This window comes from Xanthomonas sp. AC360 (genome assembly GCF_979258225.1).
On record NZ_OZ409846.1, the window covers coordinates 1,629,314 to 1,654,833 of the forward strand.

General features: G+C 66.5%; 24 protein-coding genes and 1 pseudogene. 19 read left to right on the plus strand and 6 right to left on the minus strand.

From position 1 onward, the window contains the following. Nucleotides 1-2 precede the first annotated feature (2 nt). The 6 genes from ACZZ0O_RS06845 (at nt 3) to ACZZ0O_RS06870 (ending at nt 6,320) form a co-directional block, all read left to right on the plus strand. Complete coding sequence (locus ACZZ0O_RS06845) at nt 3-1,445, plus strand: ammonium transporter (RefSeq protein ID WP_115558749.1); 1,443 nt, start codon at nt 3-5, stop codon at nt 1,443-1,445. 119 nt (nt 1,446-1,564) lie between these two features. Further along, nucleotides 1,565-1,723 carry a hypothetical protein gene (locus ACZZ0O_RS06850; RefSeq protein WP_463590358.1) on the plus strand — a complete coding sequence of 53 codons (159 nt, stop codon included), beginning with the start codon at nt 1,565-1,567 and terminating at the stop codon, nt 1,721-1,723. Then, complete coding sequence (locus ACZZ0O_RS06855) at nt 1,720-2,769, plus strand: two-component system sensor histidine kinase NtrB (RefSeq protein WP_463590359.1); 1,050 nt, start codon at nt 1,720-1,722, stop codon at nt 2,767-2,769. The genes ACZZ0O_RS06850 and ACZZ0O_RS06855 overlap by 4 nt, the downstream gene beginning before the upstream one ends. Further along, nucleotides 2,762-4,189 carry a nitrogen regulation protein NR(I) gene (ntrC, locus tag ACZZ0O_RS06860; protein WP_463590360.1) on the plus strand — a complete coding sequence of 476 codons (1,428 nt, stop codon included), beginning with the start codon at nt 2,762-2,764 and terminating at the stop codon, nt 4,187-4,189. The genes ACZZ0O_RS06855 and ntrC overlap by 8 nt, the downstream gene beginning before the upstream one ends. 836 nt (nt 4,190-5,025) lie before the next feature. Further along, entirely contained in the window at nt 5,026-5,625 is a 600-nt protein-coding gene (locus ACZZ0O_RS06865; RefSeq protein ID WP_161962977.1) for a superoxide dismutase family protein, read from the plus strand. Nucleotides 5,626-5,672: 47 nt separating this feature from the next. Then, nucleotides 5,673-6,320 carry a superoxide dismutase family protein gene (locus ACZZ0O_RS06870; RefSeq protein WP_055853744.1) on the plus strand — a complete coding sequence of 216 codons (648 nt, stop codon included), beginning with the start codon at nt 5,673-5,675 and terminating at the stop codon, nt 6,318-6,320. A 432-nt stretch (nt 6,321-6,752) separates the two neighbouring features. Here the strand turns inward: ACZZ0O_RS06870 and ACZZ0O_RS06875 are convergent. Further along, a pseudogene (locus tag ACZZ0O_RS06875) lies at nt 6,753-7,146 on the minus strand (VOC family protein). Between the two features lie 40 nt (nt 7,147-7,186). Next, nucleotides 7,187-8,071, minus strand: coding sequence for a hypothetical protein (locus tag ACZZ0O_RS06880; RefSeq protein ID WP_463590361.1), 885 nt, complete (start codon nt 8,069-8,071; stop codon nt 7,187-7,189). An 88-nt stretch (nt 8,072-8,159) separates the two neighbouring features. On the opposite strand from ACZZ0O_RS06880, the gene ACZZ0O_RS06885 reads away from it, so the two are divergent. Both ACZZ0O_RS06885 and ACZZ0O_RS06890 read left to right on the plus strand, forming a co-directional pair. Beyond that, nucleotides 8,160-9,455, plus strand: a complete 1,296-nt coding sequence (locus ACZZ0O_RS06885) for an acetyl-CoA C-acetyltransferase (RefSeq protein WP_115526719.1) — start codon at nt 8,160-8,162, stop codon at nt 9,453-9,455. Nucleotides 9,456-9,559: 104 nt separating this feature from the next. Then, on the plus strand, nt 9,560-10,102 hold the full coding sequence (locus ACZZ0O_RS06890) for a hypothetical protein (RefSeq protein ID WP_463590362.1): 543 nt from the start codon (nt 9,560-9,562) through the stop codon (nt 10,100-10,102). A gap of 55 nt (nt 10,103-10,157) precedes the next feature. Here ACZZ0O_RS06890 and ACZZ0O_RS06895 read toward each other — a convergent pair whose 3' ends face one another. From ACZZ0O_RS06895 to ACZZ0O_RS06905, 3 genes are all read right to left on the minus strand, one after another. Then, complete coding sequence (locus ACZZ0O_RS06895) at nt 10,158-11,423, minus strand: heme biosynthesis protein HemY (protein ID WP_115552576.1); 1,266 nt, start codon at nt 11,421-11,423, stop codon at nt 10,158-10,160. Continuing rightward, nucleotides 11,420-12,397 carry a uroporphyrinogen-III C-methyltransferase gene (locus ACZZ0O_RS06900; protein WP_463590363.1) on the minus strand — a complete coding sequence of 326 codons (978 nt, stop codon included), beginning with the start codon at nt 12,395-12,397 and terminating at the stop codon, nt 11,420-11,422. The genes ACZZ0O_RS06895 and ACZZ0O_RS06900 overlap by 4 nt, the downstream gene beginning before the upstream one ends. Nucleotides 12,398-12,500: 103 nt before the next feature. Further along, complete coding sequence (locus tag ACZZ0O_RS06905) at nt 12,501-13,364, minus strand: uroporphyrinogen-III synthase (RefSeq protein WP_275127296.1); 864 nt, start codon at nt 13,362-13,364, stop codon at nt 12,501-12,503. A 263-nt stretch (nt 13,365-13,627) separates the two neighbouring features. On the opposite strand from ACZZ0O_RS06905, the gene ACZZ0O_RS06910 reads away from it, so the two are divergent. From ACZZ0O_RS06910 to ACZZ0O_RS06935, 6 genes are all read left to right on the plus strand, one after another. Next, nucleotides 13,628-14,437 carry a glycosyltransferase family 25 protein gene (locus ACZZ0O_RS06910; protein ID WP_463590364.1) on the plus strand — a complete coding sequence of 270 codons (810 nt, stop codon included), beginning with the start codon at nt 13,628-13,630 and terminating at the stop codon, nt 14,435-14,437. 254 nt (nt 14,438-14,691) lie between these two features. Beyond that, a complete protein-coding gene (locus ACZZ0O_RS06915) occupies nt 14,692-15,162 on the plus strand; it encodes a YiiD C-terminal domain-containing protein (protein ID WP_055853726.1) in 471 nt (156 codons plus the stop codon). A 29-nt stretch (nt 15,163-15,191) separates the two neighbouring features. Next, nucleotides 15,192-15,614 (plus strand): hypothetical protein, encoded by a 423-nt coding sequence (locus tag ACZZ0O_RS06920; RefSeq protein ID WP_055853724.1) that lies wholly within the window; start codon nt 15,192-15,194, stop codon nt 15,612-15,614. Nucleotides 15,615-15,690: 76 nt separating this feature from the next. After that, entirely contained in the window at nt 15,691-16,125 is a 435-nt protein-coding gene (locus ACZZ0O_RS06925; protein WP_115526724.1) for a rhodanese-like domain-containing protein, read from the plus strand. 109 nt (nt 16,126-16,234) lie between these two features. Beyond that, entirely contained in the window at nt 16,235-16,750 is a 516-nt protein-coding gene (gene secB, locus ACZZ0O_RS06930; RefSeq protein ID WP_055853720.1) for a protein-export chaperone SecB, read from the plus strand. A gap of 15 nt (nt 16,751-16,765) precedes the next feature. Beyond that, nucleotides 16,766-17,791 carry an NAD(P)H-dependent glycerol-3-phosphate dehydrogenase gene (locus ACZZ0O_RS06935; RefSeq protein ID WP_463590366.1) on the plus strand — a complete coding sequence of 342 codons (1,026 nt, stop codon included), beginning with the start codon at nt 16,766-16,768 and terminating at the stop codon, nt 17,789-17,791. 281 nt (nt 17,792-18,072) lie between these two features. Here the strand turns inward: ACZZ0O_RS06935 and ACZZ0O_RS06940 are convergent, their stop codons facing one another. Beyond that, a complete protein-coding gene (locus ACZZ0O_RS06940) occupies nt 18,073-18,669 on the minus strand; it encodes an OmpO family porin (RefSeq protein ID WP_104611926.1) in 597 nt (198 codons plus the stop codon). Nucleotides 18,670-19,031: 362 nt separating this feature from the next. Here ACZZ0O_RS06940 and poxB point away from each other — a divergent pair, with 362 nt between their 5' ends. From poxB to ACZZ0O_RS06965, 5 genes are all read left to right on the plus strand, one after another. Continuing rightward, complete coding sequence (gene poxB / locus ACZZ0O_RS06945) at nt 19,032-20,741, plus strand: ubiquinone-dependent pyruvate dehydrogenase (protein ID WP_463592408.1); 1,710 nt, start codon at nt 19,032-19,034, stop codon at nt 20,739-20,741. Nucleotides 20,742-20,785: 44 nt separating this feature from the next. Beyond that, entirely contained in the window at nt 20,786-22,228 is a 1,443-nt protein-coding gene (locus ACZZ0O_RS06950; protein WP_463590367.1) for a sensor histidine kinase, read from the plus strand. Next, nucleotides 22,213-23,553: a sigma-54-dependent transcriptional regulator gene (locus ACZZ0O_RS06955; protein WP_463590368.1), complete on the plus strand. Its 1,341-nt coding sequence runs from the start codon at nt 22,213-22,215 to the stop codon at nt 23,551-23,553. Before ACZZ0O_RS06950 ends, ACZZ0O_RS06955 begins: the two co-directional genes overlap by 16 nt. A 394-nt stretch (nt 23,554-23,947) precedes the next feature. Further along, complete coding sequence (locus ACZZ0O_RS06960; RefSeq protein WP_463590369.1) at nt 23,948-24,745, plus strand: hypothetical protein; 798 nt, start codon at nt 23,948-23,950, stop codon at nt 24,743-24,745. A 132-nt stretch (nt 24,746-24,877) separates the two neighbouring features. Further along, the gene (locus tag ACZZ0O_RS06965; protein ID WP_463590370.1) at nt 24,878-25,495 is read left to right on the plus strand and encodes a hypothetical protein; all 618 of its coding nucleotides are present in this window, start codon (nt 24,878-24,880) and stop codon (nt 25,493-25,495) included. The last annotated feature ends 25 nt before the right edge of the window (nt 25,496-25,520 follow it).

Consider the following 25,520-nt stretch of genomic DNA (forward strand, 5'->3'; position numbering starts at 1 on the left):
GTATGAAGACAGCTCTTTTTGCCGGGTGGAAAGCCCGGTTCTACAGCGTGTGCATGCTGATGCTGTTCAGCGCGCTGGTGGTGGGCGGCATGGGCAGCGCCCAGGCGCAATCCACCCCGCAGGTCACCCCGTTGCCGACCGAACCGGTCACCACCGAACCGCTGCCGTCTGCGCAGCCGGCCGCCGCGCCGGCCGCTGCCGCCGAAGTCGCGCCGGTGGTCGACAAGGGCGACGTCGCCTGGATGCTGACCTCCACGCTGCTGGTGTTGCTGATGGTGGTGCCGGGCCTGGCGTTGTTCTACGGCGGCATGGTGCGCGCCAAGAACGTGTTGTCGGTGCTGATCCAGGTCGCAACGGTGTTCTCGCTGCTGACCATCCTGTGGGTGCTCTACGGCTACAGCCTGGCATTTTCCGGCGAAGGCCCGTGGATCGGCAATCTGGACAAGGCGCTGCTCAAGGGCGTGACCATCGAGAGCCTGTCGGCCACCTTCACCAAAGGTGTGAGCCTGCCGGAATACGTGTTTATCGGGTTCCAGGCGACCTTTGCCGGCATCACCGGCGCGCTGATCGTCGGCGCCTTTGCCGAACGCGCCAAGTTCGCCGCGGTGCTGCTGTTCTCGGTGATCTGGTTCACCTTCGGCTATCTGCCGCTGGCGCACATGGTCTGGGCGACCGGTGGCTATCTGTTCGGGCTGGGCGCGCTGGATTTTGCCGGCGGCACCGTGGTGCACATCAATGCCGGTATCGCCGGTCTGGTGGGTGCCTACTTCGTCGGCAAGCGGGCCGGGTTGGGGCGTGAGGCGATCAAGCCGCACAACGTGACCCTGACCTTCGTCGGCGCCTCGCTGCTGTGGGTGGGCTGGTTCGGCTTCAATGCCGGCTCCAACCTGGAAGCCAATGCCGGTGCGGCGCTGGCCTTCCTCAACACCTTGCTGGCCACCGCGGCCGCCATCCTGGGCTGGTCGCTCACCGAGAAGATCATCAAGGGCAAGTCGTCCGCCCTGGGTGTGGCGTCGGGCATGGTTGCCGGTCTGGTCGGCATCACCCCGGCCTGCGGCACCGTGGGTCCGTTCGGCGCCATCGTGATCGGCCTGGCGGCTGGCGTGCTGTGCGTGTGGGGCGTCACCGGTCTGAAGCGCCTGCTGGGTGCCGACGACAGCCTGGACGTGTTCGGCGTGCATGGCCTGGGCGGCATCATCGGCGCCATCCTGACCGGCGTGTTCTCGGCGGCCTCGCTGGGCGGCCAGAAGGGCGGCGATTACGACATGCTGCATCAGGTCGGCATCCAGGCCCTGGGCGTGGGCATCACCGTGGTGTGGATCGGCGTGGTGTCGGTGGTCGGATTCCTGGTCGCCAAGCTGGTCTTCGGCCTGCGTGTCACCGAAGAAGCCGAGCGCGAGGGGCTGGACATCACCTCGCACGGCGAAGCCGCGTACGAGTCCTGAGCATGCACACCCGCGGCGAAATCTCCGCGGGTGGCGCAACGACCCGGCCGGCGCTGCCCGCGCCGGGTCGGTTTCTACCGCGGCCGCTGCCGGCGCGGATCCATTGCCGAGGTGCCTGCATGACCAGCCTCACGCCCGTCACCGTCGGCGCGGATGCGCGCCGGGTCGTCGGTGCATTCCACTGCCACCCGGCCTCAGATGCTTCGATGCAGGCTGCGTTCGGCGCGCCATTCGCGCACGCCGATGCTGTTTGCACTAAATTGGTGCAATGCGGATGACGACCTCCACACCGTCGCTCGACAGCCTGGGCACCCCGGTGGCCTGGGCCGACCGCGACGGCCGCGTACTGGGGGTTAACCCGGCATTCGCGCGCTGGCTCGGCGTCAGCGCGCGGCGGCTGGTCGACCAGCCGCTGGCTGCACTGGAAGTGCAGGGCGACGCACTTGCGCGCTTCCTGCTCAACGACGAACGCGACGTGCTGCGCCTGCACCGGCTGGCGCTGGGCCTGCCCAACGACGCGCCACGCTTTGCCGAAGGCTGGCTGTCGCGGCTGGACGATGGCGGCTGGCTGTTGGAAACGCACCCGGTCGACGAATTCCCCGCGCTGGACCCCACCCACGCCCTGCCCAATGCCTTGAGCGCCGCGCTCAAGGGCCTGGCGCACGAACTGCGTAACCCATTGGCCGGCTTGAAGGGCGCCGCGCAGTTACTGGCGCGCCGCTCTGCGGGCCGCGATGAAGACGAGCACGAGCTGATCGAGCTGATCGGCACCGAAATCGAACGCCTCAACACCTTGCTTGAACGCCTGCTCTCGCCGTCGCCGCTGCGCCCGCACGAGGGCCTCAACATCCACGTGGTGCTCGAACGCGTGCTGCGCCTGGCCGAAGCCGAGGGCGGCTGGTCGGTGCAGGTGCAGCGCGATTACGACCCCAGCATTCCCGACATCCTGGGCGATGTGGACCGGCTCACCCAGGCGGTCTGGAATCTGGTCCGTAACGCGTTTCAGGCTGGCGCCACCCGCGTCACCCTGCGCACCCGCGTCGAGCACGGCCAGCGCATCCGCGACCGCGTGCATGCGATGTCGCTGCGGCTGGAAATCATCGACGACGGCGGTGGCGTGCCGGAAGAACTGGCCGAGCACCTGTTCCTGCCGCTGGTCAGCGGCCGCGCCGAGGGCAGCGGGCTGGGACTGGCGCTGGCCCAGCAGGTCTCGCGCGAGCACCACGGCACCCTGACCTATCGCTCGCGTCCGGGCCATACCGTTTTCACACTGCTGCTGCCCGAGCTGGTCGGCGATCACGACAAGGAGCATCTGCATGGCTGAGGCCGCCGCCGCATCCCACCACATCTGGGTGGTCGACGACGACCGTTCGGTCCGCTTCGTGCTGTCCACGGCCTTGCGCGATGCCGGTTACGCGGTGGATGGCTTCGACAGCGCCGCTGCGGCGCTGCAGGCACTGTCGATGCGGCCCATGCCGGACCTGCTATTCACCGACGTGCGCATGCCCGGCGAAGACGGCCTGAGCCTGCTCGACAAGCTCAAATCCAAGCACCCGCAGCTGCCGGTGATCGTGATGTCGGCCTATACCGATGTCGCCAGCACCGCCGGCGCCTTTCGCGGTGGTGCGCACGAGTTCCTGTCCAAGCCGTTCGATCTGGACGATGCGGTGGCGCTGGCCGCACGGGCGCTGCCCGACGCCGATGCCGGTGTCGACAAGATCATGGGCGCCCCGCTGGCCGAAGGCTCGGCCGCGCTGATCGGCGACACCCCGGCGATGCAGGCCTTGTTCCGCGCGATCGGACGCCTCGCACAAGCGCCGCTGTCGGTGCTGATCAACGGCGAAACCGGCACCGGCAAGGAGTTGGTCGCGCGCGCGCTGCACAACGAATCGCCGCGCGCGCGCAAACCCTTCGTCGCACTCAACACCGCCGCCATTCCTGCCGAGTTGCTGGAAAGCGAGTTGTTCGGCCACGAAACCGGCGCCTTCACCGGCGCCACCAAACGGCACATCGGCCGCTTCGAACAAGCCGATGGCGGCACCTTGTTTCTGGACGAAATTGGCGACATGCCGCTGCCGTTGCAGACGCGCCTGCTGCGCGTGCTGGCAGAGAACGAATTCTTTCGCGTCGGTGGGCGCGAGTTGATCCGTGTCGATGTACGCGTGATCGCCGCCACTCACCAGGATCTGGAAGCGCTGGTCGAACAAGGCCGCTTCCGTGCCGACTTGCTGCACCGCCTGGATGTGGTGCGCCTGCAGCTGCCACCGCTGCGCGAGCGTCGCGGCGACATCGCGCAACTGGCGGAAAATTTCCTGGCCATGGCTGGGCGCAAGCTCGACATGCTGCCCAAGCGGCTATCGTCGGCCGCACTGGAAGACCTGCGCCAATACGACTGGCCCGGCAACGTACGCGAACTGGAAAACGTCTGTTGGCGCCTCGCGGCCCTGGCCACCGCCGACATCATCGATGTGGTCGACGTGGATGCAGCGCTGGCGCGCGGCCGCCAGCGCACCGGCCGTAGCAGCGTCGGGCAATGGGACGACATGCTGTCCAGCTGGGCCGCGCAACGCCTCAGCGAAGGCGCCCAGGGCGTACATGCCGAAGCGCGCGAACGCCTGGACAAGACCCTGCTCGAAGCCGCCCTGCAACTCACCCAGGGCCGTCGCGCCGAAGCCGCCGCCCGCCTCGGCCTGGGTCGCAACACGGTCACCCGCAAACTCGGCCCGGGCCGCAAGCGCCGCTGAGCGGTCCGGCGGCTAGGCCGGGCGGGATCGGGATCCTGCCTGGGTGGTTGCGTGGGCGTTTTTGCGCTTACGTGAGCGCAACGGTCCTGGCCACTCGGCGGCGAACGCTGCCCCCATCCGCCCTTCGGGCACCTTCCCCCGCGCGCGGGAGAAGGCAGGCGGGTGATCGCTGCGGCGAACTCCGCGGATCACTGCGATGAAATGCCTCGATCACTGCGGCGAACCCTGCCGATCGCTGCGATGAAATGCCTCGATCGCTGCGGCGAACTCCGCGGATCGCTGCGATGAAATGCCTCAAGCACTGCGGCGAACCCTGCCGATCGCTGCGGTGAAGCCCCTCTCCCGCCTGCGGGGTGAGAAGGTACGGCTTGCGCGCTGCGGGCGCGCGTGCCTTGGAGCGCCCGCGCCGCAAGCGCGGACCGGGGCGCGGAGCGGGGGTTGGGGTGAGGGCACCCAAGCCGATAAAAGCGCAGCCGCCTGCGTCGCTCCTTTGAATCACCTCGTGCACGAAACGCGTGAATCACGTAGTGCACGCAACGAGCACGCAACGAGATTGACGCGCATCACCACACATTGAGCACCCTCACTGCACGTGTTTCACCATCCACACGACACCGCATCCCCCTGGCCATCGATGAACTCGTGGTGGCCCCTGATCGGCCTAGGCCATCGTCGAAGCCGCGCAAGGCTCCCCGCACCGCATCCCGCACAGCGGGCACGCAAACAACCCGACCATCCACACCAACCCCGTAAACTGCTGCGCTGCCCCAGACGCATTTCATGACACGTGAACATGCGCCCGCATAGGTTTCCAGCCTGATCAGGAGAACAGCTCGATGCGTTATCGGTCGTCCACGATCGTTGCCCTTACCGCTCTGGCGCTGGCCGCCTGCAGCAGCACGCCGCCACCTCCCCCGCCACCGCCGCCAGCGGCGCGCGTGGTGCCCGCGCGTCCGGTGCAGCAGGCCGAAGCCGCGCTGGCTTCGGCGTCGGGCAGCCTGGTCAGCGGCCGGGTCGTGCTGGTGCCGGCGCTGCAGGGCATCCGCATCACCGGCACGGTCGGTGGCCTGCGCCCAGGTGGCGTGGCCGGTTTCCATGTGCACGAACGCGGCGATTGCAGCGCGGCCGATGCCAGCAGTGCGGGCGCGCATTTCAATCCGACCGGCGCCTCGCACGGCCGCGCCGGCAGCGGCACCCATCATCTAGGCGATATGGACAACCTGCGTGCCGACGCCGAGGGCGTCGCGCATCTGGACATGATCCTGGCCGGCATCAGCCTGGGCGATGGCGCGCCTAGCGATGTGATCGGCAAGGCGCTGATCGTGCATGCCGACGCCGACGACTATCGCAGCCAGCCCAGCGGCAATGCGGGTGCACGCCTGGCCTGCGGCGTCATTCGCGTCACTCAATGGCGCACACCCCCTTCGCAGCCCTGAGTTGGGGCATCAATGGCCGCAGCTGCGGTCTCTACAGGAGCTTTCCCATGCGCATTCTTCCCACAACCCTGTTCCTGGCGACCGCCTTGGTGTTGACCGCGTGCAAGCGCGACGAGCCCGCACCGGCCGAGCCCACCCCCGCACCGACGGCCAGCACCCCGGCCGACGCGGCGCACAGTGGCGAGCATGCCGCCGCCATGGTGACCGGGGCGGCCGCCACCACCACGGCCACCGCCGAGCTCAAGCCGACCAAGGGCAATGACGTCAAAGGCACGGTGACCTTCAAGACCGTCGATGGCGTGCTGCGCGTGACCGGCCAACTCAGTGGGCTCACGCCCAACACCGAACACGGCTTCCATATCCACGAAAAGGGCGATTGCAGCGCCCCGGACGGCAGCAGCGCCGGTGGCCATTTCAACCCGGCCCAGTCCGATCACGGCAACGTCAGTGCCGACCCGCATCACGGCGGCGACATGCCCAACATCAAGTCCGACGCGCAGGGCAATGCCAGCATCGACGGCCCGGTTTCCAGCAACGTCAACCTGGGCAAGGCCGATCAGTTCGACATCGCAGGTCACGCGGTGATCGTGCACGCCGATGCCGATGACTACAAAACCCAGCCCACCGGCAACGCCGGCGGCCGTCTGGCCTGCGGCGTGATCACCACCGACAATGCGCAGGCTGCAACCAAGTAAGCGCATGGACGCGGCGGCATTCGATGGCCGTCGCGTCTTTTGTTTTGTAATGCACAACGGCTGCGGTAAGCAGCTTTGTGTCAGGCGTCGGCGCGTTGTTCCGCCGGACATAATGGCCTGTTGGCAACGCGAAGGCGGCATCTCGCTCATGGTCTTGCAGACGCTGGTGCTGCTACGACGCGGCAACGTTGCTCAGCGGAGCGTGCATGGTTGGACCATGCATCGATAAAGCGGTAAATACTGCAGTTGACGCGTCAGTGCGCCAACTGCTGCGCTGTCGAGCGTGTGCGCGCATACGCGCTCGGAGCAGCCAATCCGTAGCAAGCAATCTTCAGCTGGGTAGATGGCGCAGTGGTAACCAGCGCGGATGAATCGTGAGCGGATCCGAGCACGAGCGGTACGTGTTGCGGTGAGTGGCTTTGCCAACCGCGCTCAGTGATTTGGCCGAAGGCTAGGCGTCGCTACCCAGGAAGTGCGCATCGGTATCGCGGAAGTTAATACGTTGTGCGCCACCGGCCACCGCGTGCAGCCTTCGATCGGCGCGCCGCATGCCTGCAAAGGCGCTTCCCAACCGGTCAGTGCATCGCTAGCGATCGCCAGTGCATAGTGCGCGCGTCCGCTACTGTTGTGCGGGGGAATCGTCCCGCCGGGTCATGTAGCCGTGTTCTAGGTACTTCCCTGCAAGAATCAGGAGCAACACTTGCCCCAGCGCACTCGCGTACGCCGGCATGCGCGCATCGCGGTGCATAGGCTGCAGGCCAGGTACACGCGCATGAAACGCGCAGGCACGCTCCAGGTCTGCCGCATACACGCCAGTGTCCAACACGCCCTGCAAGGCAGGCGCGCGGTGGACACCGACGCATCGCTTATGCAGATAAGGCCTGGTGCGGATCCTGACCCGGCTCCACATGCACGTACAGCACCGGCAACCCATGCGCTTCCAGTACGGCAGCCATCTGCCGCTGACGCGAGAGGAATTGCTCGTAGACGCCGCGTAGGCGCTCGCAATTCTCGCGGTCGTGCGTGTAGTAATCGCACCAGCCGGCCGGGTCGAACAATGCGATGCGCACTTCGCCATCGACATAGCGCAACACCGGCTCGGGCGATTGCTGCAGCCATTCTTCGCTGTCGGGGGCGAGCAGGGCGGCTTCGATCAGCGGCCACAGCGGTGCCAGGCCCTGGTTGTCGTACTGCATCGAGATCATCGCCGCCAGATCGTGCGCGGTGAGGTAGCGGGCGTGCTCGATGCGCGCGCCGAAGCTTTCCTGCGCCAGCAGCGCGGTGTCGGCCTGGGCCATGCCCTGGGCCAGCAGCACTTCTTCCATCGCATCGGCCACGTTCGCCACGATGTCCGGGTCGCCCGACAGCAGGAACGGCAGGACGCGCAGGCCGCCACCGGTCAACTGGGCATCGGCCTGGAACGGCAAGGGGATCTCGCCCTGCGCATCGGCACCGAAGGCCAGCACCCGCGGGCCCTGGTCGCGGCCCGGCGCGCGGGCATGCAGTTCCTCCAGCCGGCGATGCAGCGGCCAGCCCGGCCGCAGCACTTCGGCCGGGTCGAAATGCGCCATTGCCACGCTCAACTCCAGCGCGCGGATCTCCGGGATCCATTGCGCCAGGTCGCGGCCAATGCGTTCGGCCAGCATGCCGGCCTGCTCGGGCGCCAGGGCGCCGCGTTCGGGGGCGGTGCCGCCCGTCAATTCCAGCGCCATCACACCCATGGCGGTCACGCCGTGTTCGGTCTTGCTCATGATTCGCGGTTGGCCCATCACGGGGTCGAAGCTACACTGCGGCCATTATGCCTGCCGGCCCTGTGCAGGCCATGTCCCCGAGTCCTCCATGCCAGGTCAACCGATGCCCGCAGCCCGTCCCGTCGCCATTCTGGGCGGCGTTCGTATCCCGTTCTGTCGTCAGAACACCGCTTACGCGGACGTGGGCAACCTGGGCATGTCGGTGCGCACGCTGGGCGCGCTGGTCGAGCGCTTCGGCCTGCATGGGCAGCAATTGGGCGAAGTGGCGATGGGGGCGGTGATCAAGCACTCCTCGGATTGGAACCTGGCCCGCGAGGCAGCGCTGTCGTCGGGTCTGTCGCCGCTGACGCCGGGCATCACCTTGCAGCGCGCCTGCGGCACCAGCCTGGATTCGGTGATCACCATCGCCAACAAGATCGCGCTGGGGCAGATCGATTCGGGCATTGGCGGCGGCTCGGACACCACCTCCGAAGTGCCGATCGTCTATGGCAAGAAATTGCGCGCGCGCCTGATGGCCGCCAACCGCGCCAAGGCCACCGGCGACAAACTCAAGGCATTGCTGCGCGGCTTCAAGTTGAGCGAACTCAAGCCGGACTTCCCCGGCGTGGCCGAGCCGCGTACCGGCAAGAGCATGGGCGCCCACTGCGAGGACATGGCCAAGGAGTGGAACATCTCGCGCGATTCGCAGGACGAATGGGCAGTGGCCTCGCACCACAAGCTGGCGGCTGCGTATGAGCGCGGCTTCTTCGATTCGCTGATCGCCCCGTTCCGTGGGGTCTCGCGCGACAACATCCTGCGCGCCGACACCTCGCTGGAAAAGCTGGCGACCTTGCGTCCGGCGTTCGACAAGACCTCCGGCCGTGGCACCTTGACTGCCGCCAATTCCACCCCGCTGACCGATGGCGCCGCCGCAGTGCTGCTGTCCAGCGAGGCCTGGGCGCTGGCGCATGGCCACACGCCGATGGCGTATCTGCGCGATGCGCAGGTGGCGGCAGTGGATTTCGTGCATGGCGAAGGCCTACTGATGGCGCCGACCATCGCGGTACCGCAGATGCTGGCGCGTCAGGGTCTGACCCTGCAGGACTTCGACATCTACGAAATCCACGAAGCCTTTGCCGCGCAGGTGCTGTGCACGCTGCGCGCGTGGGAGAGCGAGGATTACTGCCGCACGCGTCTGGGTCTGGACGCACCGCTGGGCCGCATCGACCCGGACAAGATCAACCCGCTGGGTTCGTCGCTGGCCACCGGCCACCCGTTCGCCGCCACCGGCGCGCGCGTGGTGGCCACCGCCGCCAAGCAACTGGAAGAACGCGGCGGCGGCCGCGCGCTGATTTCGATCTGCACCGCCGGCGGCATGGGCGTGGTGGCGATCGTCGAGCGCTAGGCTGCTGCGCAGCGGGATTGGGGATTCGCTAGAGAAATCCGGCTTTTACTAATCCCGAATCTCTAATCCCCAATCCCAGATCCTCAACCAGCAAGGACGCATGGATGTCGAATGACGCGTTGCGCGAGCCGCCCAGCCTGTATCTACCGCCGGCGAACGGCGATGTGTGGCGCGAGGGCGATGTGCTGGTGTGTACGGCGGGCGCCAATCTGCCGCCGCGGTGCGTCAAGTGCAATGCGCCGGCCGACATGCCGCCCCGTCGCTACATCTTTCATTGGCACCACCCGGTGATCTACGCCGCGCTGCTGCTGGGCGTGTTGCCGTACGTGATCTTGGCCATTGCGCTACGCAAACGCAGCGCGCATGTGCTCACCTTGTGCGCGCAACACGAGCGCCGCCGCGCCCGTTTCGTCGCGGTGGCCATGGCGTCGGTGTTGGCATTGCTGGTGTGCGGGCTGTTGATCGATAGCCAGTTCCGCTGGGTGATCGGTGCCGGCGTGATGGCAGCGATGCTGTTGATCGGCCGCCTGGGCTCGCGCGTGTTGTCGCCGACGCAGGTCGACCATGCGCAGGCACGGTATCTGGGTGCCTGCGATGCATTTCTGAGTGATTTGCCGCCACCGCCACAGGCATCACGCCAGCGTTGATGCAACGCGGCGCACCTGTGGTGTGCGCCTCTGCAAGATCGAACAACCGCAGCGATTACAGAATGCGATCGTCCGGTGCGAGTGGGTCGGCCGCAGGCGCCGGACTTGCTGACACGATCGGCCCGCGCAGCGACTGCTGCGGCATGCCTTCATGCACCGGCTCGCCGCGTGCGGCGCGCAATGCATTGGCGTAGCAATGCTGCGCAGAGAGCAGGTCGCCAGCGGCGGCAAATCCATGGCCCAACTCTTCCCAGGCCTCGCTACCGGCGCCATTGGCAAGCGCGCGGTGCAGGAACTCTTCGGCCTGCGACCACTGCTGCTGGTGGCGTGCAAGCCGCGCCAGCGTCAACAGCAGGCCCGGGCTGTCCGGATACTGGGTCAGCCAGCGCTGCGCACTGGCCCGGCGCGAATCGTATTTTTCCAGCGGCAGCACGCCGTACAGGCGCACCAGCGATTCGTCCCATTGCGTATCCAGCGCCTGTTCCAGGCTGTGCACGGCGGCATCGTCCCAATGCAGCACCGCTGCACGTTGCGCGTATGCACCGACCACGGCCGGGTAGGTGCGCAGCGGCTTGGGCAGTGCCTCCCAGCGCTCGGCCAGCGCATTGGCATCGCCGGCCTGCAACAGGGTCTGTTCGGCCAGTGTGGCTTCCAGCGTGCTGTAAGCCTCCGGTGCCAGCACCGCTTGCTGACGCAAGGCACCGAGCTGGCCGTAGGCTTCATCGGCACGGCCGATCTGGGTCAGCGCATGCGTGCGCAGCAACAGGCCACGTGCCGGCAGCGGTTGGGCATTGGCAGCATCGAGCGCATTGATCGCCTCGACCGGCCGTTGCCGCGCCAGATGCCGCTCACCCTGCAACAGCGCGTACGCGGTGGGGTCGCGCTCGGCCAACTGCTGTGCGAGCGCAGTGGCCGATGCCTCGTCGCCGCGTGCATCGGCCACGCGCACCGCGCTGGCGAGCGCAATGCCGCTGACCTCGTCGTCTTCGCTGGCAGTGACCAGCAGGCGCTCGGCGCGTTGCCACTGGCCGTGGTCGGCGGCGCGCAGGCCTTCGATCAGGCGTGCGCGGCCCTTCTTGCGGCGGTACTTGCCCCACACGCGGAACGGCAGGCTGATGAGCGTCCACAGCAGCCAGATCACCAGCAGCGCGATGATCAGGATCAGCACCGCCTGCGGCATTGCAGCGCGGTAGTCGTTGCCACCCACGCTCACCACCACGTTACCCAGGTCGTAGCTGTTTTGATGCGACAACCACTGCGCACCGAGCACGCCCAGTGCCACGGCAACCAACAGGATCAAGACGGTACGCAACACTTTCATTGGGTGGATCTCCCTTCACGCATGGCCTGCAGTTGCAGCAGGGTGGTGCCCAGTTCCGGCAGTCGCGGACGCAGTGGCGCTTGTTGCAGCGTGCGCAGGCGCGCACGCATCTGACGGCGTTGCGGCGAGTCCGGCCACAACCGGGTGGTCCAGGTCTCCACGCGGCGTAGCGATTGTGCAAAGCCTTGCGGATCGCCACGTTCTGCAGCGGCGCGGGCGAGGCTGATTTCGATCTGCAAGGCATCGCTGGCGGCGTTGCGGTCGCCGGCGGTCAGCAAGGCGTCGCCACGGCTGGGGCGAATATCCACCAGCGGTGCGAGCACTTTTTGCCACCACGGCCGCGCCGCTTCGGTGGTTTGTGCGGAGTGTTCCGGCAGGCGCTGCAGATCGATGGCCAACTGATCGAGCGCCTGCGCCGCCTGTGCCTGCGGGCCGCTGCCGAGGCGGTCCAGCGCATCGCGCTCCTGCACCAGTGCCTGGCGCAGATTGAGATAGCCCGGATCGTCGATCCCGTTGAGTGCGCCGTTGGCCAGCGCGTAGGCGCGACGGGCGCCATCGGCGTCGCCGGCAATGCTCAGCCGCTGCTGTCCGAGCCGCAGCAACAGTTCCACTTCATCCAGCCGCAGCGCCTGTGCGCCATGCCGGTTCGGGTCGGCAAGCTTTTGCACGGTGTCTTCGAGCAAGGCGCTGCGCTGGCTCAGGCCCAGCATTTCATCGCGCAGCACGCGATTGGTGGCGGCCGCATCCTGCAGGCGCTCATTGGCCAGGCGTTGATCGCGGCGCAGTGTTTCCAGCAATTGCTGGGTGCCGTCCCAGCGTTGCTGCTGCGCCTGCGCGGCCTGCAGTTGCGCGTCGTGATAGCTCTGCCACGCACGCCAGCCGAGAAACAGCGCCACGCCCACGGCGGCAATGGCCAGCACAAGCAGCAGCCAGGCCCAGGGAAACCGTCGCGTGGTGGCGGGCATTTCGGTCATTCGGACATCCTCGGGCGGTCACGACCGGCGCAGGCGCCGCAGTCATCTGGCACAGCATGGCGTGCGCCGGCAGAGCGCCGCAAGCTGTGCTTGAGTTCGCAGTTCAGCAAGGTCGCGATGGTGTCACGATCGCTGCAGCGGCAGCGACCAGTTGCTCCGGCAATGGACCTGCCGCGCGGACGACGTGGCAGAAGCCCGACGCTTGCGCGGCGTCGCACAGGCGTTCGCTGGAGGCGACCAGCGGGCGTTGCCGCACCGCCTCACTCAGCGCGGCGGGCAACTGCTGCAGCACGAGCGTCAGCGCCTCGGCACTGCTCATGGCCAGGACGCTGCGCGGCAGTGCGTCGGTCAAGGCGTGCAGCGCCGACGAGCGCAAGCGCAGCGGCACGCGTTGATACACATCCGCACGCAGGATGCGCGCACCGCGGTGTTCCAGCGCAGGCGCCAACATGCCGCGTCCACCCGGCGCGGTGATCAAGCCGACGCTCTGCAACGGCGCTGCGAACAGCGGCAAGGCGAGCAGGCCTTCGCTGTCCATGCGCGCAGGGCGCACAACCGCGTCGATGCCACAGGCGTGCAGCGCACGCGCGGTGCCTTCGCCCACGCTGACCCACTGCGCCTGCACCGGCCGCTGCAAGGGCCGCAGCTGATGCGCGGCGCGCACGGCTGCCGGGCTGGTGAACACCGCGATGGGCGCCTCCAGCGCGCGCTGCAAGGCGGCGCGCGCCTGCGCGGTGTCGTTGGTCTGCAGGCGCCACGGCGACAGGGCAAGCAGCCGCCCGCCATACCGTGCCACCGCCCGCCGCAATGGCGCGTGCTCGCCGCTGGGACGCAGCGAGAGCAGGGTCCAGGGATCGGCGAGCGGGGGAGGGCGGGTCATCTGGCGATTATGCGAGAGCCATGCCGTCTCGGGGTGGTGCGCGTGCTGCGTTGGCGCGCACGACGATGCAGAGCGGCCAACAAGCACGGCGCGAGCCGCTGTCAGGGGGGTGGGCAGGGCACAGAAACCTTATCGGAGGATTGGGGCGTGCCGATTCCGGGCACCAGCCGCGCCCGTGTGGTGGTCGCGAGCGGTCGTTTTCATCGCTCCTCCTCCTCGCGCCTTGCCTGGCCACGCGTGCCCGCTCGGCGGGATACCTGCGTTTGTGCGGCCACAACCTCGTGCTCGGGGGTGAGCCAATCAGCGCCTCCGCTCACGATCCGCCACGACAATCGAGCTGGAGTGGCACCGTGATCAAGTCGTACCTCATCAACATGCAGCGCAGCGGCGATCGCCTGCAGGCCATGGCGGCGCGGTTTCAGGCGTTGGGCCTGTCGTTCGAGCGCATTGCCGCCATCGACGGTGCCACCCTCACGCCGGAGCAGATCGCCGACTTCGTGCGTCAGCGCCCGCTGGAAAACTCCGGCGATGCGTTCAGCACCGGCCCGCGCAAATGGACCGCGTCCAACATCGGCTGCTTCCTGAGCCATCAGGCGGCCTGGCGTATCGCCGCCGAGTCCGACGCTGCGTACACCGCCATCTTCGAAGACGACATGCACCTGTCCGATGCGCTGCCAGCGCTGTTGCGCAGCACCGACTGGCTCCCGTCGGGCAGCAGCATCGTGCGCCTGGAGCCGTCCTACAACCGGATCAAGCTCGATGCCAAGGTGGCCGACATTGCCGGGCGCCAGCTGCGCCTGGTGCGTCCATCGACCTACCAGCATTGCTGGCCGGTGTGCGCCGGTGCGCTGATCATCAGCCGCGAGGCGGCGCGACTGCTGCTGGCCGCCGACGCGCGCTGGCACACCATGGCCGATATCTTTTTGTTCGGTTGGAACGAATCGCCGGTGGCGCAGCAGCTGTCCACCTATCAGCTGTCGCCGGCGGCCTGCATCCAGGACAAGTTCTTTCACGCAGCGCCGGAGCAGATCGTGTTCACCAGCACCATCGACGCGCCGCTGACGCGCGTGCAAAAGCAACGCAGCGCGCACTGGAAGGCCAAGGCGACGACGCTGCTGCGCGTGGCGCAGGGCTACCGCAAGGTCGTGTTCGCGCCGTAAAACGGCGATCGCCACAATGGCGCCATGGGCTGATCGCAGGTCTCGCACTTGCGCGCTCGCGCGCCGCAATTGCATGCACAGTCCACAGTGCCCGATGCCGGCGTGCTTATCGGGTTGTTGACGGAAAACCAAGGCGTGCAACAGCCCGATGCTGCACGCGTTCACCATGCGGTACCGCATGTCATCCACATGCACAAGACGCTCGCCGGACATTGCGGCATGATGCCGCCCTTAGTCGTCTGCCAGCCTTTCCAATGACTCCTTCGTGCACGCTCGTCTCCGCCCTGCAGTCGCTGCAGCAGCAGTTCATCGCCATGCCGCCGGTGTTGTCGATGGGCATTGCCGTGGATGGCTTGCACGATGGGGCGCTGCGCCTGCGCGCGCCGTTGCAGGCCAACGTCAACGACAAGGCCAATGCGTTCGGCGGCAGCCTGGCCTCGTTGATGACGCTGGCCAGCTGGGGGTGGCTGACGCTGCAACTGCAATTGGCCGGGCACGAAGCCGACGTGTATGTCGCCGACAGCCAGCTGCGCTATGTCGCGCCGGTGTACGAAGACCTGGTGGCCGATGCCGAGCCCGCCGAATTGGGCGGCTGGGACGCCTTTCTGGCGACCTTCCGTCAGCGCGGCAAGGCCCGTATCGGCATGCGCGCGCAGATCGCGCTGGGCTCGGGCGCAGCGGCGGCCACGTTGAGCGGGCGCTTCGTGGCGTTTCCAAAACGGTAGGATGCAGGCTGGATCAAGGGGGAATACGCATGCGTGCACTGATGGGAGCAGTCGTCCTGCTGGGGCTGGCGATGCTGAGCGGGGTGGCCACTGCCGGCAGTCGCGCCCAGGGGCGCGCGCTGGAAACCACCCAGGCCGCCTATACGGCGGCGGTGCGCTGGAGCGATTTCGATGCCGCGCAGGGGTTTGTCGAACCGACCTACGCCCAGGCCCATCCGCTCAGCGACCTGGAACGCTCACGCTATGAGCAGGTGCAGATTTCCGGCTACCGCGAGTTGCGCGTGGGCGAAGAGCCCAATGGCGACCTGCGCCGCGAGGTCGAGCTGCGCGTGATCAACCGCAATACCCAGGCCGAACGGCTGGTGCGCAGCATCGAGATCTGGCACTGGAATCCCGAACAAAAGCGCTGGTGGCTGGCCAGCGGCCTGCCCGATCTGTGGAAGGGCCAGTAGCCCGGCCTCTGCCTCGCTGGCCGTCGCGCGTGCCAGCTGTGCGACAATTCCCGCCCGCTCGACTGACCCTGACCCCGTGAATTTCGAAGAGCTGCAGGCCTTTGTCGGCCGCAACCCCATGTTGTCGCTGGCCCTGGTGGGCCTGACCATCGCCCTGATCGTCACCGAGGTTGCGCGCCTGTTCCGCGGGTATCGCGCACTCAAGCCGGCCGAGCTGACCCGTTTGATCAACAGCGAAGACGCGCTGGTGATCGACCTATCGCCTACCGCCGATTTCGAAAAGGGCCATATCGCCGGCAGCCGCAACGTGGCCCTGGCCAAGTTCGACCCGGCCAGCAAGCTGCTTGCCAACGCCAAGGCATCGCCGGTGGTGGTGGTCTGCCGTAGCGGCAACACCTCTGCAGGTGCGGCCAAGACGCTGAAGAAAGCCGGCTTCGAGAAGGTGTACTGGCTCGAAGGTGGCGTCGCTGCCTGGCAAATGGCCGAATTACCACTGATCAAGGGCCGCTGATCCGCCTTGTGCGGCAGCTCGCAAGCCCCCATTGCTTGCGTGAGATACTCGCGTTTTCACGTCTGCATCACTCAACGCTGCATCCACCGAACCGCTTTTGGAGTTAGGAATGTCCGACGAAATCCTCAACGGCGCCGCTGCGCCGGCCGACGCCGCTGCTGGCCCCGCTTTCACCATCGAAAAGATTTACGTCAAGGACGTTTCTTTCGAATCGCCGAACGCGCCGGCCGTCTTCAATGACGCCAACCAGCCCGAGCTGCAGCTGAATCTCAATCAGAAGGTCCAGCGCCTCAACGACAACGCCTTCGAAGTCGTGCTGGCCGTGACCCTGACCTGCACCGCCGGTGGCAAGACCGCCTACGTGGCCGAAGTGCAGCAGGCCGGCGTATTCGGCCTGGTCGGCCTGGAGCCGCAGGCGATCGACGTGCTGCTGGGCACGCAGTGCCCGAACATCCTGTTCCCGTACGTGCGCACCCTGGTCAGCGATCTGATCCAGGCCGGCGGCTTCCCGCCGTTCTACCTGCAGCCGATCAACTTCGAAGCCCTGTACGCAGAAACCCTGCGTCAGCGGTCGCAGGGCGAAGGCACCTCGCTGGCCGATTCCGAGCCGGCTGGCAACGCCTAAGCACTGTCTGCGCCGATGAGCGATTCGACCCACAAGATCGCCGTTCTCGGCGCCGGTTCCTGGGGCACGGCCCTGGCCGCGCTTCTTGCCAGACACGGTCACTCGACCGTGCTCTGGGGACGCGATGCGGCGATGGTGGATGCTATCGATCGCACCCACGAGAACGTGCGTTACCTGCCGGGCATTCCGTTGCCGGAGACGTTGCGTGCCACCACCGACCTGCAGACCGCCATGGCCGATGCAAGCTGGATTCTGGTCGTGGTGCCCTCGCATGCATTCACCGAAACGATTCGCTTGATCGCTCCGTTGCGTCCGGCCAACGCCGGCGTGGCATGGGCGACCAAGGGCTTCGAACCCGGTTCCGGGCGCTTTCTGCATGAAGTTGCGCGCGATCTGCTCGGTCCCAGCGTTGCGCTGGCCGTGGTGACCGGGCCGTCCTTCGCCAAAGAAGTCACGCTCGGCTTGCCCACTGCTGTCACCGTGCACGGCGACGATGCGGCGTTTGCCCAAGTCGTGGCCGATGCGATGCACGGTCCCACCTTCCGCGCCTATACCGGCGATGACATGGTGGGCGCAGAGCTGGGTGGCGCAATGAAAAACGTGCTGGCCGTGGCCACTGGTGTGGCCGACGGCATGCAGCTTGGCCTCAACGCGCGTGCGGGTCTGATCACGCGCGGTTTGAACGAGATGTTGCGCCTGGCTGCAGTGATCGGTGCGCGCCCGGAAACGTTGATGGGCCTGGCCGGGTTGGGCGATCTGGTGCTCACCTGCACCGGCGATCTGTCGCGCAACCGCCGGCTGGGATTGGCGCTGGGGCGCGGGCAGAGTTTGAACGATGCGATCCGCGAGATCGGCCAGGTGGTCGAGTCGGTGCAGACTGCCGACGAAGTCATGCGCCAGGCCGAACAGCACGGCATCGAGTTGCCGATCTCCAATGCCGTACGCGCAGTGCTGCATGGCGAAATCACGCCGGAAGCGGCGTTGAAGGAATTGCTGGCGCGCGAGCGCAAGCCCGAGTATCCGCAGGCGTTATTCACCTGATCGGGCGGTAATGCGTATCGCGTGATGCAACAAAGACAACAAAGAGCCCGGCACTGCCGGGCTTTTTGTTGGTGCATATCAGACGCATCACCGCTTCGCGGTAACTCAAGTGCGAGGCGACTCCAGTGCTTCGTCCAGAAGCGCTGCGTGCGCACGTCTGCGAAACAACCACGCGACGCTGCGTCGCCATCGACCAATCGCGCAAAAGAAAGAAGCCCGGTCGGGGGACCGGGCTTCCAATGCAACGCGGGAGAGAGTCGCGTTGCAGTCAAACGTGCGGCTTACCAGCTGAAGCGCGGGCCAACCGACCATTCCTTGTTGCCGTCGCCATCCATACGGATGTCGCCGTTGATGCCCCAGTTCTGGTTCAACTTCACCTGGGCGCCAAGGCGGCCGTAGAAGTTGTCGCCGATGTCGATGCCGCGCTTCTTGGAGAAGTCTTCGTAGCCAGCCAGGGCATAGACTTCGAAGTGCTCGCCGAACGCGTTACGCAGACCGGCTTCTACGCTGTAGCCGTCGAAGCTGATGTTCGGGCTGTCCAGGTCCAGCTTGCGGTAAGCAACGCGGGCAACGAAGTCGGTGCTGGTGGCGATCTCGTGGTTGTAGCCGACACCGACGCCCCACTGCTGGAAGTCGGAGTTGGAGCTTTCGAACACGCTGTCGTTGTCGTCAGCGTTCTGCTTGCTGTAATCGCCGAACACGTGGAAGTTCGGAGCAACGGCGTAAGAAGCCTTCAGGCCCCAACCATCTGCATCGCGACCTTCGGTCGGAGTGCGCACGTAGTCGCCTTCGACGAAATTGTAGGAGAGGTTTTCAGCAGCGGAGGCCGCAAACGGCAGGGCTGCGAGGAGGCCGAGGGCCAGCAGTGAAGTCTTCATGATCAATACCTGTACTTATGGTTTGGGCCGGCGCTGAGGCGAATGCCGTTCGCTGCCGAGATGTAAATTCTCCGTTATTCGATGGAACGCGACATGAATTTTGGACTGAGCAGTGAATGAATCATCGCGCCAGATTCAGCTGCGCTTTCTTGTGGTCCTCAGCGGATGCGCGTAGCGCACGCGTAAAACGTGACGCGGCATTCACTGCGCACCTGCAATGTGAGACGTGTGTTCACAAACGTTTAAATCATCTGGTTTTTCAGTACTTTTCATGCACGAGCACATTGCACTGACATCGCCGCTGGGAGCATTGCAGGCCTGTTGACTAGTAGCGGAGCTGCATCGTGGCGAAGAAAAAGACGGTGGCGCGGTTTCTGGCCGAGACGCTGCAGAGCGCGGGTGTGGAGCGGATCTGGGGCGTGACCGGCGACAGCCTCAATGGCTTGACCGATGCATTGCGCGAGATGCAGACCATCGAGTGGATGCATGTGCGCCACGAAGAAGTCGCCGCGTTTGCCGCAGGCGCCGAGGCTGCGGTAACCGGCACGCTGGCGGTGTGCGCCGGGAGTTGCGGGCCGGGCAATCTGCACTTGATCAACGGCTTGTTCGACTGCCATCGCAGCCGGCAACCGGTGCTCGCGATCGCCGCGCATATTCCGTCGTCCGAGATCGGCCTGAATTATTTTCAGGAAACCCATCCGCAGGAGCTGTTCCGCGAGTGCAGCCACTTTGTGGAGCTGGTGACCAATCCGGCGCAGCTGCCGGAAGTGCTGCATCGTGCGATGCGCACGGCCATCCTGCAGCAAGGCGTGGCGGTGGTGGTGATTCCCGGCGATATCGCGTTACTGGAGGTGGACAAGCATCTGTCGAGCGCATGGCCGGCCCTGCGCGCGCCACGCGTGCTGCCTGCGGCCGACGATGTGCAGCAGCTGGCCGAGCTGTTGCAGCAGAGCAAGGCGGTCACCTTGTTGTGCGGCAGCGGATGCGCAGGTGCACACGATGCGGTGGTGGCGCTGGCAGAGAGGCTGGGCGCGCCGATCGTGCACGCGCTACGTGGCAAGGAATATGTGGAATGGGAGAACCCGTTCGATGTCGGTATGACCGGCTTGATCGGCTTCAGTTCCGGCTACCACGCGATGCTCAACTGCGACACCTTGATCATGTTGGGCACGGATTTCCCGTATCGGCAGTTCTATCCGAAGGACGCCACCATCGTGCAGGTAGACCGCGACCCCGGTGCCTTGGGACGGCGCACGCCGCTGCAGCTGGGCATTGCGGCGGATGTGGGCGAAACCATCGCGGCCTTGCTGCCGCAGTTGCAGCGTCGCGAAGACCGCCGCTTCCTGGAAAAATCGCTGGAGCACTATCGCAAGGCGCGCGAAGGGCTGGATGACCTGGCAGTGCCGGCCGATCCTGGTGAGCCGTTGCATCCGCAGTTCGTGACCCGGCTGATCAGCCAGATTGCCGATCAGGATGCGGTGTTCACTTGCGATGTCGGCACGCCCACGGTGTGGGCGGCGCGTTATCTGCGCATGAACGGCAAGCGCCGTTTGCTGGGGTCGTTCAACCATGGCTCGATGGCCAATGCGATGCCGCAGGCACTGGGTGCGCAGGCGGCGTTCCCCGGGCGGCAGGTGATTTCGCTATCCGGCGATGGCGGCTTTGCGATGTTGATGGGCGATTTCATCTCGTTGGCGCAGTTGAACCTGCCAGTGAAGATTGTGGTGTTCAACAATGCCTCGCTGGGCTTTGTGGCGATGGAAATGAAGGCTGCCGGTTATCTGGATACCGGCACCGAGTTGCGCAACCCGGATTTCGCCGCGATGAGCAATGCGATGGGCATTCTGGGCATTCGCGTGGACGAATCGTCGCAGCTGGAGCGTGCGTTGCGGCAGGCCTTTGCGCATTCCGGTCCGGCACTGGTGGATGTGCGCATCGCCACGCAGGAACTGGCGGTACCGCCGGCGATCAAGCTTGAACAGGCCAAGGGCATGGGCCTGTACCTACTCAAGGCGGTGATGAGCGGGCGGGGCGATGAGGTGATCGAGCTGGTCAAGACCAACCTGCGCTAACGCGGCCAGTTCTATCATCGGCCGACCTTGCCCGGATCGCTTGCATGCCACGTTCGCTACTGCGGCAATTGTTGCTGATCTGGATGGTGATCGTGGCCGCCTGCCTGGGCGTGGCCACGATGTTGTATGGCCTGTATCGCCAGACCGAAGGTGTGCGGCTGGAAGACGCGCGGCAACAGTTGAGCGGCCAGTGCATGCGCATCGTGCAGCGCTATGCCGGCGCAAGCGAGGCCGCGCGCAGCGGCGACAACGGCGCCGGCTTGGCTGCGGTGGTGGTGCAATTGGTGCTGGCCGATGCGCCCGGCGTGGAAGGTGGCGTGTGGAATGTGGACAAGGGGTTCATCGCCTATGCCTACCCCACCTATGACGGCAGCGATCACAAGACCGATATCCCGGCAGCCGAGTGGACAACCATCGTGGGCACTGCGCGGCAAAGCGCGCAGGGACGCAAGCCCGTGCAGTTCCGCCGCGATGGCAGTCGCGAGGTGCTGCTGATCAGCGCCTGCCCGTTGGCGGCCGGCACAGCCGCGTGGACCATGTCGCGGGTACCGGCGAGCAGTTCGGATGCGTGGCGGCCGCTGGTGGTCGGCATGGTGTTGATCTTTGCGATGGTCGCGGTGTCGGCGATTGCGCTGGGCGTGGTGGTGCGGCGCTGGAGTCAGCGTCTGCAGAAGATTCAACACGCATTGGCGGCCGATACCGAGATGCCGCAGATTCCGCACACGGGCGCGCCCGAACTCGATCGGCTTGGCGCTGCGGTCACCGGCTACGCGCAGCGCACTGCGCAGGCGCTGGCGCAGACACGCAAGCTGGCCGACGAGCTATCGCGGCACGAGCGGCTTGCCGCGCTCGGGCGCATGACTGCAACGGTGGCGCACGAAATCCGCAATCCCATCGCCACCATGCGGCTTGCGGTGGAAAACGAGATCGCACTCCGCGATGTCACCCCCGACGACGCCGCGCATGGTGCGCTGATGCTGGCGCAGATCCAGCGTCTGGATGGCGTGGTCGAAAGCCTGCTCGGCATGGTGCAGCCGATCCGCCTGCAGCTGGAGACAGTGGTGGTGCAGGACTGGCTGAAGGAGCTGCTGGATCCCTCACTGTTGCCGCACGCGGCGCATCAATTGCAGCTGCAGGTGCCGGATGTACCGCTGCAGTGGTCACTGGATCCGCAGCAACTTGGGCGCGCATTGCACAATCTGCTGCGCAATGCGTTGCAGCACGCCGACCCAGGCACGCAGATTGTGATGTGTGCGGAGCAGCGCGAAGGCATGTTGCATTTGCAAGTGAGCAATCGCGGTGCGCCCGTGCCCGAGCCGATTGCGGCACAGCTGTTCGAACCGTTCGTCAGCGGCCGCAGCGACGGCAATGGGCTGGGGCTGGCACTGGTGCGCGAGATCGCGCGCGCGCACGGCGGCCAGGCGCACTACACCCATGCCGACGGCATGACGCATTTCAATGTGGAGCTGCCATGGCGCGCATCCTGATCATCGACGACGACGCAGCGTTTCTCGCCACCTTGCAGGCGACGCTGCGCTCGCTCGGGCACAGCGTGATTGCCGCAAGCGACGGCGCGCAGGGGCTGGCACAGTTGCGCGAAGGCGGTGTCGATCTGGCGTTTGTGGATTTCCGCATGCCGGGCATGGACGGGATCGAAGTGTTGCGCGCGCGGGCGGGCGATGCGCAGGCGGCCCAGGTGCCGCTGGTGATGCTCACCGCCCATGTGTCCAGCGGCAACACCATCGAGGCGATGACGCTGGGTGCGTTCGATCATCTGGTCAAACCGGTGGGGCGTGCCGATATCGTTGATGTGGTGGAACGTGCGTTGCTGAGCCGCGCCGACGCTGCAGCCGCCGAGCCGCAGATCCCGCTGCCTGAAGAAGACGATGCGCTGGTCGGTCACAGCCCGGCGATGCGCACCGTGCACAAGCGCATCGGGTTGGCGGCAGCATCGGACTTGCCGGTGCTGATCATCGGCGAGACCGGCACCGGCAAGGAGTTGGCCGCGCGTGCATTGCATCGCGCCAGTGCGCGGGCAAATGCGGCGTTTGTCGCGGTCAATTGCGCGGCCATTCCGTTGGAGTTGATGGAGAGCGAGTTGTTCGGTCATCGCAAGGGCGCCTTCTCTGGTGCGACCAGCGACCGCATCGGCCTGATCCGCGAGGCCGATGGCGGCACCTTGTTTCTGGATGAAATCGGCGACATGCCGTTGCCGATGCAGGCCAAGCTGCTGCGCTTCTTACAGGAAGGCGAAGTGACGCCGCTGGGCGGCCGCGGTGCCCAGAAGGTGGATGTGCGCGTGCTGGCGGCCACCCATCGCGATCTGGCCGCGTGGGTGGCCGCCGGGCAGTTCCGCAGCGACCTGCGCTACCGCTTGAACGTGGTGCCGATCGAGCTGCCGCCGCTGCGCGAGCGTGGGCAGGACATCGTGCTGCTGGCCGACTATTTTTTGCGCACAGGGCAGGGCAGTGCACGCACGCTGTCGCCGGCCGCGCAGGCGCGCGTGCTGGCCTACCCGTGGCCGGGCAATGTGCGCGAGCTGCGCAATGTCATGCAGCGTAGCCAGGTGCTGGTGCGCGGGCACAGCATCGAGGCGGACGATCTGGACGAGGCGCTCGGCGACCTCGCGTCGCCGCAGGCGATGCCGGCGGCTCCGGAAATGCAGCTCCCTGAAGCAGTGGCGCGGCTGGAGAAACAGATGATCCAGGATGCGCTAGCGCACAGCGGCGGCAATCGTGCCGAGGCCGCACGCCGGCTCGGCATTCATCGGCAGCTGCTGTACCGCAAGCTCGACGACTACGGCTTGCAGTAGGCGCGCGGGCTTGCGCCTGCAAGGCTGGACGGATGGGCGACGAACCGGTGCTGATCGAGTGGTTCGCCCGCCCGGCCTGAGTACCGGCAGGACGTTGCAAACAGAGGCATCCCATCGCCAGGGCATCGACAAGCGGCCATGGGCAGACGCTAGCATTTGCAGCCGTGCAGCCGTGCAGCCGCAGCCTGCAGCCGCGAACGCCGGCGTTCGAGGCTGCCCGAACAGGGGACACCGCAGCGCACGTGTCTGCAAAACGGACAACGCTGGATGAAGTGCAGACATCTAGGTGCTCTGTTCCAGGCCATCCGCCTTGAAAAACAAGGCTTTCAGAGTTGGCACGATATCTGCGTTGTACCCATAGCGAGCGGCGCTCCTGCCGCATTGGAGACATCACATGCTTCGTCAGACCGCACTTGCTGTTGCATTGGCTTGCAGCGTGGCTACCGCGGCGGCGCAGGTTCTGCCGCCGCCTGCCGCGCCGGTCGCACCGCGTCCGCCGGTGGGAACGCCGCCCCCACCGCCGCCGATGCCGCCTGCGCCGCCCGCACCGGTGGCTGCTACGCCGGTGCAGCTCAGCGGCACCGTCGAGCGTTTCATGCTCAATCCCAACGGCGACGTGGACGGGCTGTGGTTGCGCGACGGCACCCAGGTGGCGTTTGCACCGCATCTGTCCGATGACCTGCAGGCGGCCGTGCGCCGCGGCGATGCGGTGAGCGTGCAAGGCTATCGCCTGGGCGACTTGCCGGTACTGCGTGCCAGCAGCATCCGCTCCACGCGCAGCAAGCGCGAGGTGGTGGACCGCCCGCCGTTGGCCGGCGACATGCCGCCGCCGCCCGCGCCTGCCGCACTGACGCCGTTAACCGCAGACGGACGCATCGAGCGCCTGGTCTACGGCCCGGGCGGCGAAACCAATGGTGCGTTGCTGAGCGACGGCACCGTGGTGCGGATGCCGCCGCATCTGGCATTGCAGTTGAGCGACCTGCTACGTACTGGAGCACCGCTGAGCGTGCGCGGGTTCGGTGTCGCCACTGCGGCCGGGCGCGCGATCGAAGCCACCGCAGTGGGTCGCGACCGCGCGTCGCAGCGTGCGTTGTTCGTTCCTCCGCGCCCGGATGGCCCGCTGCCGCCGCCACCGCCGCAGGCACCACCTGGGCCGCCCGTGCCGGCGGCGGCCCCACCGACACCGCGCTGAAGCAAGCCGCCGCTGCGAACGCGACGGCGGCGCCCACCCAGACGTTCGTTTACGCGCCTCCGTCATGCCACCCGCGTGGCGTCGGGCGTGGCTTGCCGGCGTTGGCCGGTCCTCTCTAGTTTGGAGTTCACAATGCATTGGGTCGATCCTGATTTCCTCCCTGAAACCCGCGGCACCCTGGCGCGTTTTCTGCTCAATCCCAAGGCCGATATCGACGGCCTGCTGTTGACCGACGGCACCGAAGTACACACGCCGCCGCACCTGTCGGCGGCCTTGCTCAAGGCGCTCAAGCCCGGCAGCGCATTGACCGTGCGCGGCCTCAAGCCACGCGATGTGGACATGCTGGTGGCCCTGGCGATCGACCCGGACGGCGGCAAGCGCATCCTCGACGAAGGCCCGCATGGGTCGCATGCCAAGCCCAAGCCCAAACCGCCGGCCGGCAAGCCGACCAAGCCGCAGCTCACCCAGCACGCTGGCACCATCGCGCGGCTGCTGCATGGCCCGCACGGGCAGGTGCATGGCGTGCTGTTCGACGATGAAGTGACGGTGCGGTTTCCGCCGCATGCCGGCGTCGACTTCGCCAAGCAGCTGGTGGTCGGCAAGCCGTTGGTGGTCGAAGGCGACACCAAGGCCACACCGCATGGCGTGTTGATCCATGCGCATGCGCTGGGCAGCAAGGCCGCTGCATTGAAGCAGATCGACCATCCGCCGCATGGCCCGGGCGCGCATAAGCCCAAGCCCAAGCACTAGGCGCCGCAATGTGCCCGCTGCGCTG